General features: G+C 63.6%; 11 protein-coding genes. 1 reads left to right on the top strand and 10 read right to left on the bottom strand.

Annotated elements, in window-relative coordinates:
• A partial coding sequence (locus QZ501_RS14305) for a carbon-nitrogen hydrolase family protein (protein ID WP_295720448.1) occupies positions 1-691 on the top strand: 691 nt, incomplete at its 5' end.
• Here QZ501_RS14305 and QZ501_RS14300 read toward each other — a convergent pair.
• The 10 genes from QZ501_RS14300 to lptC form a co-directional block, all read right to left on the bottom strand.
• Positions 688-981, bottom strand: coding sequence for a helix-hairpin-helix domain-containing protein (locus QZ501_RS14300; protein WP_151441124.1), 294 nt, complete (start codon positions 979-981; stop codon positions 688-690). The two genes, QZ501_RS14305 and QZ501_RS14300, sit on opposite strands and share 4 nt — an antisense overlap.
• A 259-nt stretch (positions 982-1,240) precedes the next feature.
• Entirely contained in the window at positions 1,241-1,765 is a 525-nt protein-coding gene (yjgA, locus tag QZ501_RS14295) for a ribosome biogenesis factor YjgA (protein ID WP_295720446.1), read from the bottom strand.
• A complete protein-coding gene (locus QZ501_RS14290; protein WP_151441126.1) occupies positions 1,762-2,031 on the bottom strand; it encodes an HPr family phosphocarrier protein in 270 nt (89 codons plus the stop codon). Before QZ501_RS14290 ends, yjgA begins: the two co-directional genes overlap by 4 nt.
• A 16-nt stretch (positions 2,032-2,047) precedes the next feature.
• A complete protein-coding gene (gene rapZ / locus QZ501_RS14285) occupies positions 2,048-2,920 on the bottom strand; it encodes an RNase adapter RapZ (protein WP_151441127.1) in 873 nt (290 codons plus the stop codon).
• Between the two features lie 33 nt (positions 2,921-2,953).
• Complete coding sequence (ptsN, locus tag QZ501_RS14280; protein WP_151441128.1) at positions 2,954-3,433, bottom strand: PTS IIA-like nitrogen regulatory protein PtsN; 480 nt, start codon at positions 3,431-3,433, stop codon at positions 2,954-2,956.
• A 15-nt stretch (positions 3,434-3,448) separates the two neighbouring features.
• The gene (raiA, locus tag QZ501_RS14275) at positions 3,449-3,757 is read right to left on the bottom strand and encodes a ribosome-associated translation inhibitor RaiA (RefSeq protein WP_077530637.1); all 309 of its coding nucleotides are present in this window, start codon (positions 3,755-3,757) and stop codon (positions 3,449-3,451) included.
• Between the two features lie 66 nt (positions 3,758-3,823).
• On the bottom strand, positions 3,824-5,389 hold the full coding sequence (locus QZ501_RS14270) for an RNA polymerase factor sigma-54 (protein WP_295720442.1): 1,566 nt from the start codon (positions 5,387-5,389) through the stop codon (positions 3,824-3,826).
• A 152-nt stretch (positions 5,390-5,541) separates the two neighbouring features.
• A complete protein-coding gene (gene lptB, locus QZ501_RS14265; protein ID WP_095618285.1) occupies positions 5,542-6,267 on the bottom strand; it encodes an LPS export ABC transporter ATP-binding protein in 726 nt (241 codons plus the stop codon).
• A gap of 9 nt (positions 6,268-6,276) precedes the next feature.
• Complete coding sequence (lptA, locus tag QZ501_RS14260; RefSeq protein ID WP_151441131.1) at positions 6,277-6,819, bottom strand: lipopolysaccharide transport periplasmic protein LptA; 543 nt, start codon at positions 6,817-6,819, stop codon at positions 6,277-6,279.
• Between the two features lie 23 nt (positions 6,820-6,842).
• On the bottom strand, positions 6,843-7,448 hold the full coding sequence (gene lptC, locus QZ501_RS14255; RefSeq protein WP_160897924.1) for an LPS export ABC transporter periplasmic protein LptC: 606 nt from the start codon (positions 7,446-7,448) through the stop codon (positions 6,843-6,845).
• Positions 7,449-7,563: the final 115 nt, after the last annotated feature.

Genomic DNA, 7,563 nt, shown 5'->3' with positions numbered 1-7,563 from the left:
GGACCCTGGAGCAGGCCCAGCTGTTCCACACCCCGCTGGGGAGGACGGCTCCATCCAGTCCTTTGTGGGTCGCGAGGCCGCACGCCTGGGCCTCTGGATCGTGGCCGGTTCCCTGCCCATGGGCACCCGTCCGGATGGCACCGTGGTGCCCGATGGCCGTGTGCGCGCCGCGTGCATGGTCTGGAACGATCAGGGCGAGCGGGTGGCCCGCTATGACAAGATCCATCTGTTTGATGCCATGGTGGGGGATTCCCAGGGCCGCTATCAGGAGTCGGATCTGTTCGAACCCGGCGATGAGGTGGTGACTGTGGATACTCCGGCAGGACGGCTCGGCATCAGCATCTGCTATGACCTGCGCTTTCCGGAGCTTTACCGCCGGCTGAGGGAGGCAGGTGCGGAATGGGTGGTGGTGCCGTCCGCCTTCACCCACCGGACCGGTGAGGCGCACTGGGAGCCGCTTCTGCGGGCCCGGGCGATTGAGGATCAGGTCTGGATCTGTGCCCCCAATCAGGGCGGGCAGCATGATGAGCGCCGGCAGACCTGGGGCCACTCCATGATCATTGATCCCTGGGGCAGCGTGGTTGCCGAGCGCTCCGAGGATGGGCCGGGTGTGGTCAGTGCGGTCCTGGACCGCGACCAGCTGGCCAGAACCCGCAGCGCCATCCCGGTATGGGAGCATCGGCGCCTCTAGTCGAGGCGGATCTTCTCCCGGTTGTCACTGACGGTGGCCGGGCCGATGCCGTCCACTTCCTCAAGGTGCTCGGGGGTGGTGAATTCACCCTGCTCCTTGCGCCATGAGACAATGGCGTCCGCCTTGGCCGGGCCAACACCATGGAGGGCCTCGGCGAGGACTTCCGCGCTGGCGGTATTGACGTTGACCGTTTCGGTCTCTTCCGCGGCATCCTGTGCCATGGCCGGCGTGACTGCCAGAACCAGGGTGAGCGCCAGCAGGCGGGTGGTTGCGGAAACGATTCCTTTCATCGTGATGTGCTCCTGTCTGTTCGCGATTGGGGAGGGAACAGAACAGACCCGGAGATGACGGTGCGGGGTGATTGAGGTGGTCCAGACGGGCGGCTTCCCTGCCACCCGAACTGCACCGGCCCTGCCCGACTCCCTGGGCGCTGTCCGTCCCTTTGACCAGGTGCCTCCTGCACCGCATTGCGTCCCTGCGACTGCCTATTCTAGTCAGATCCGTTTCCGGGGAAATAGGACATCGCCCATACACCGTGTAAGCGATTTCCTACAGCTGCTCGCCCTCGTCAATGCGCTCACGCAGGTAGCGGTAGAGACGTCGGCGCGGGCTGTTGCGGTCCCCGCTGTCCGACTGCCTGGCCGCATTACGGATCAGCTGGCGCAGGTGCTGGACATCGGTCTGTGGGTAACGGTCCATGAACTCGGTCAGCGCCGGCTTGCCTTCATGGATCAGGCGCTCACGCCAGCGTTCAGCCATGTGCAGGCGGCGGGTGTGCTCCGGGGTGCCGGCGGTCTGTCCGGCCGCGGCCCGGCGCAGGGCCTGCTCGTCCTCCTCGAGGATCTGGCGGCCCAGGTAGAGGGTCTGGCGACGGCGCGGGTCGCCTTCCGGCAGGTGCCGGACTTCCAGGAGTCCTTCAATGAGGGCGCTGGAGGCGGGCAGCTGGTGGATGCGCTCCTCGGGCAGGGCGGCCAGGGCCGCCGCCAGATCGCGCAGCTCATGCATCTCGCGTTTCGCCTGGCTTTTGCTGGGCAGCTCTTCCTGCGGTTGCCTTGGGGTATCAGCGTCGCTCATTCGTCCTCGTCAAAACGGTTGTTGATCAGTTCCACCAGCGCGTCCCGGGCGTCGGTCTCGTCCGCGCCCTCGATGATCAGGTCAATGTCCGTGCCACAGCTGGCTGCCAGCATCATCACCGACATGATGCTCTTGCCGTCCACTTCCCGCCCGTCACGCCCCAGCTGGATACTGCTTTCAAACTGTTCGGCGCAGCTTACAAGTTTGGCGGCGGCGCGGGCATGCAGGCCCAGTTTGTTGATGATGGTGATGGATTCTCGGATCATTGGGTTTCCGCTGTGTTCAGGGCGTCGGTTGCGCGTGGGGCAGTTCCGTGTGCCGGACCTGGACGGTGCTGAAGGCCTGGCGCAGGTGCGCCGCCAGCTCCTCGGCCATGTAGACCGAGCGGTGCTGGCCGCCGGTGCAGCCGATGGAGATTGTCATGTAGGAGCGGTTCACCGTGTGGAATTCCGGCAACCAGCGGTCCAGAAACCCCTTGATATCCTCGAGCAGGGTCGTGGTGCCAGGCTGGCCGGTCAGGTATTCACGGATCGGGGCATCCAGCCCGGTATAGCCGCGCAGGGATTCGTCCCAGAAGGGATTGGGCAGGCAGCGCACATCGAAGACGAAATCCGAGTCGATGGGCACCCCGTGCTTGTAGCCGAACGACTGGATCAGAAGGGCCATCTGCTGTTCGTCCCGCCCCACGATCCGCTCGCGTACCATGTCGCGCAGCTCGTACATGGAGCGTTCGGTGGTGTCGATGTGCAGGTCCGCAAGCCGCGCGATGGGTTCCAGCAGGGCTTTCTCGTCCTGAATGGCCTCGGACAGCGAGCGCCCCGGTGTGCTCAGGGGGTGCTTGCGGCGGGTCGCGTGGAAGCGCTGCAGCAGCATGCTGTCCGCCGCGTCCAGATAGATGACCTCCACCCTCAGGTCCGGGTGCTGGAGCTGGCGGTAGAGGTTCTCGAAATCGGCAATGTCCGCGGAGAGATTGCGGGCGTCAATGCTGACGGCGATGTCGCTCTGCTGCTCGTCCGATTCCAGCGCCTTGCGCGTCAGCGGCTGCAGCAGTCCGATGGGCAGGTTGTCGATGCAGTAGTAGCCGAGGTCTTCCAGCACATGGAGCGCTGTGCTCTTGCCGGAGCCCGAGCGGCCGCTCACGATGGTCAGTTTCACAGCCCGATCTCCCGCTGGCTGGATGGGTCGGCGTTACGGCGATGCCTTTTCGCTGGCGACAATCAGGTCATAGAGTTCCTGCGAGTCCTGGCACTGGCGCAGGCGCCGGCACAGGCCGCGGTCATTGAACTTCTCCGCCAGCTGGCTGAGCAGCTCAAGGTGCTCACTGGTGGCATTCTGCGGCACCAGGAGCACGAACAGCAGATCCACCGGCTCACTGTCGATGGCATCGAAGTTGATGGGTTCATCCAGCGTCAGCAGCGCGCCCACCACGCGCTTGCAGTCCTCGAGCCGGCAGTGCGGAATGGCGATGCCCTGTCCGATGCCGGTGCTGCCGAGGCGCTCCCGCGCCACCAGATTGTTGAAGATCTGGTTCTCCTCAAGCTCCGGGTAGTGCAGGGCCACCCTTTCGGCAATGGTCTCGAGGATGCGTTTCTTGCTGGTCCCCGGAACACCGCAGAGGGCCAGTTCCGGGGCAAGGATGGATTCAATGGACAGTGATGAATGGACCATGGATACCGCTTGGGATCAGCGGGTGGCCGCACCGTGCATGCGTTCCACCTGCTTTTCCTTATGTTTGAGAATTTGCCGGTCAAGCTTGTCCACAAGCTGATCGATCGCCGCGTACATATCGTCGTGCTGGGCCTTGGCGTTGATTTCGCCCCCGGTTACATGGAGCGTGGCTTCGGCGGTCTGTCGCTGTTTGACCACCGACAGCGTCACCTGGGTGTTGCTGATCTGGTCGGTGTGTCGCTCAAGTTTGTCCATCTTGCTCCGGACATAGTCCTTGAGGGCTTCAGTCAGCTCGATGTGGTGACCTGAAATGTTGAGTTGCATAGTCCGCTCCTGTTTCCGGTTCGGCCCGGCCACCGGAAGGTGGCCATCATACAGGCGTCAGACCCTCTAGACGAGACGTTTGCGTTCGTTCGAGGGTGGAATGTGCATCGCCTCGCGGTATTTCGCCACCGTGCGGCGTGCCACATTGATGCCCTGATCACTGAGTATAGTCGCTATACGGTTGTCGCTCAGCGGTTTTCGGCTTTCCTCCTCATTGATGAGTTTGCGGATCATGGCACGGATGGCTGTGGACGAGCACTCGCCGCCTTCGTCCGTGCTCACATGGCTGGAAAAGAAATACTTCAGTTCGTAAATGCCACGCGGGGTGTGCATGTACTTCTGGGTGGTGACGCGGGATATGGTGGACTCGTGCATTTCCACCGCCTGGGCGATTTCGGAGAGGATCAGCGGCTTCATCGCTTCCTCGCCCTCTTCAAAGAACCTCTGCTGATGATCGACGATCTGGGAGGCGACTTTCAACAGGGTTTCGTTACGGCTCTGAAGGCTCTTGATGAACCACTTGGCCTCCTGGAGCTGGTCGCGCAGATAGGTGTTGTCCCTGCTGCTGTCGGACTGGCGGATGAGTGACGCATAGAGGCTGTTCACCTGCAGCCGGGGCGCGATCTCCGGGTTCAGTTCGATCTTCCAGCGCCCTTCCTGGCGGGTGACGATCACGTCCGGGACCACGTATTCGGTTTCTTCCTCGCCGATGGCATCCCCGGGGCGGGGGTGCAGGCTCTGGATCAGCCCCAGGACCTCCTTGAGCTGCGCCTCGCTGAGCCGGCTGCGGCGCATCAGCTGGCGGTAGTCACGGCTGCCGAGCAGCTGGATGTAGTGGCTGATCACCAGCCGTGCCTGCTTGAGCCAGGGGGTGTCCGTGGGAAGCTGATTGAGCTGGATCAGCAGGCACTCGCGCAGGTCCCGTGCGGCCACCCCGGGCGGGTCGAAGTGCTGCAGCCGGTGCAGGACCGCTTCAACCTCGTCCATCTCCAGTGGATCCTCGTCGTCCGGCGCGCTCAGCCCCTGATGGATCTCCTCAAGGCTCTGGGTCAGATAGCCGCTGTCGTCGATGCCATCCACCAGGGCGTGGGCAATGGCGCGGTCGCGCTCGGACATGGGGGTGAGGTTGAGCTGCCAGTGCAGGTGATCCTGGAGAGTCTCGCCACGGCTGTTGCGGCTCTCAAAATCCGATTCGCCGCCTTCATCCTCGGGGCGTGAGCTGGCGGGCGAGGCGGGGGCGGTCTGGTAGACGTCGTCCCAGGCGGTGTCCACGGGCAGGTTGTCGGGGATTTCGCTGTTGTCCTGCCAGTTCTCGTTCTCCCAGCTCTCGGGCTCGGCGCCGGCGGTTTCCCGTGATTCGTCTTCCTGCGATCCCTCTGACTCACCGGATTCGCGGCCATCTTCCCTGCTGTCACTGTGTTCACTGGTGTCAGCGGTTTCGCTGTCGTCAGTCCCGGCTTCAGCTTCCGCTTCGGCTTCCTCGGCGGTTTCAAGCATGGGATTGGATTCCAGCTGCTGCTGGATCTCCTGCTGCAGGTCGAGTGTGGAGAGCTGGAGTAACCGTATTGCCTGCTGAAGCTGGGGCGTCATTGTGAGCTGCTGGCCCATCTTCAGCTGCAGGGACGCTTTCATGACCATCGACTGCTTTCCCGTTACCGATTGTCCCGCATTTACGTAACCTTAATCCGACCCTGTGGCAGGCCGGCAGGGATTTTGCTTAATGTCTTTTGAATTGAGTGTACAGGCCAATTGGGCAGGGCGACAACGGTTTTGGGAGGACCGTGTCACAGACGGAATTCGTCGCCCAGATAGACTTCCTTGACCTGCTGGTTGGCGAGGATGTCCTCGGAGGTGCCGGAGGCGATGATGTGGCCTTCGCTGACGATATAGGCGGTTTCGCAGATGTCGAGCGTCTCGCGCACGTTGTGGTCGGTGATCAGGACACCGATGCCCCGGTCACGCACCTGGCGCACGATCTGCTTGATGTCGCTGACCGAGATCGGGTCCACGCCGGCGAAGGGTTCGTCCAGCAGGATGAAGGCCGGCTCCACCGCCAGCGCACGGGCGATCTCGGCGCGGCGGCGCTCACCGCCGGAAAGGCTCATGCCCAGGCTGTTGCGGATGTGGCTGATGTGGAACTCACGCAGGAGTGACTCCATGCGTTCCTCACGTTCGGCCTTTGTGAGGTCGCTGCGGGTCTGCAGGATCGCCATCAGGTTCTGCGCCACGGTCAGGCGCCGGAAGACCGAGGCTTCCTGTGGCAGATAGCCGATACCGGCACGGGCGCGGCCGTGCATGGGCAGGTGGGTGATGTCGCGGTCATCGATGCGGATGCGGCCCCGGTCATGGGGAACCAGGCCCACGATCATGTAGAAACAGGTGGTCTTGCCGGCGCCATTGGGCCCGAGCAGCCCGGCGATCTGACCACTCTGGATGCTGAGGGAAACGTCCATCACCACCGGGTGGCGGCGGTAACTCTTGGCCAGGTTCAGCGCTTCCAGTCTCGCCATGGGGTCCGCTCAGTTGCTGTTGTCGTTGCCGCTGTCGCGGCCGGGCTGGATGGTCATCTCAACCCGGTCATCCGCGTCGTCCTCGGAGCTGGAGGCGGTGACCACCCTTTCGGCCACGTCGTACACGATCCGGTTGCCCCGGAAGGTGTCGCCCTGCTGCCGGATGAAGGCCTCGTTCTCAAAGGTGATGCGTTCTTCGTCGGCCCGGTAGATGATGGTCCGGCCCTCGGCGTAGACGGCCGGGCCCTGTTCGGTTTCCGGTTGCTCGTAGGTGGCGGGGTCGCCGGTGGCTACCATCCGGTTGAGGCTCTGGGCCCCGCCCCTGTAGAGAACCACTCTGTCCGCCGTCAGAAGGGCTTCGCCCTGGGTAACCCGGACACTGCCGGTATAGGTGGCGGTTCCTTCCTGGTCATCCAGGCGGGCATTGTCGGATTCAACCCGGATGGGCTTGTCGGAATCCAGATTGAACGCATACAGGGGCAGTGACAGGCTGCTCAGAAGCAGCCCTGCCAGAAACCGCCAGGCGTTTCGGGTGCGTGCCGGGTTGGTCATGAGCAGGCTGTGCCTCCTGTGCGTCAGCGGTTGAAGTACCGGCTGCGGACATCATTCTCGAGCCTGACCGCGCGTTCGTCGATCCACCCCGTCATGCCGACGGCATGGGTCACGCTGCTGCGGTCGATCAGGGTCACCGGCGCATCAGTCTGCACAATCCGTTCGTTGTTATCCAGCGTCATCCGTTCGCTGAGGATCAGCACATCCCCGCGCTCGGTGCTGCTGTGGCGGGCCCGGACATCCTTCTCAAGCATGAGTTTGGCCACATCTGGCCGGTAAAGCCCGGTACGTGAACGCACGAACCAGGGAGCGCCGCCGTTGCGGGCCATGAGCATGGCACGGGGGCGCTCCATGGTGACCCGGTTCTCATCCTGGAACTGTTCAGCCCGGCGGGTGCGGATGCGTGACTTGAGGCGGCCTTCACTGTCGAAGGCGCGGAAGGTGGCGTTGACCACGAAGCCATCCGGCTTCTGTGGGCCGCGCAGGTCGGTGGCCGTGGTGTCGCGGATCGGGTCATCCTCCTGGAGCACCAGCAGGGCGAGGCCCAGGAGCACGACGCCGACAATGCCCCAGAGGGCAATGGAGCGGTCCCTCAGCCAGGCCAGCAGCATCCAGTCGGGCAGTTTCATGGCGCACGGTACCCGTCAACCAGTTGATCCAGGACCCCGCGACACGCCAGAAGCCATTCGCAGACCTCGCGGATGGCACCACTGCCGCCGGGGGTAGTGGTGCACCAGTCCGCCG

Origin of the sequence: uncultured Halovibrio sp., from assembly GCF_913056445.1 — a bacterium.
GTDB classification, from domain to species: Bacteria; Pseudomonadota; Gammaproteobacteria; order Pseudomonadales; family Oleiphilaceae; genus Halospina; species Halospina utahensis_B.
This window is presented reverse-complemented; position numbering and strand designations above follow the sequence as displayed.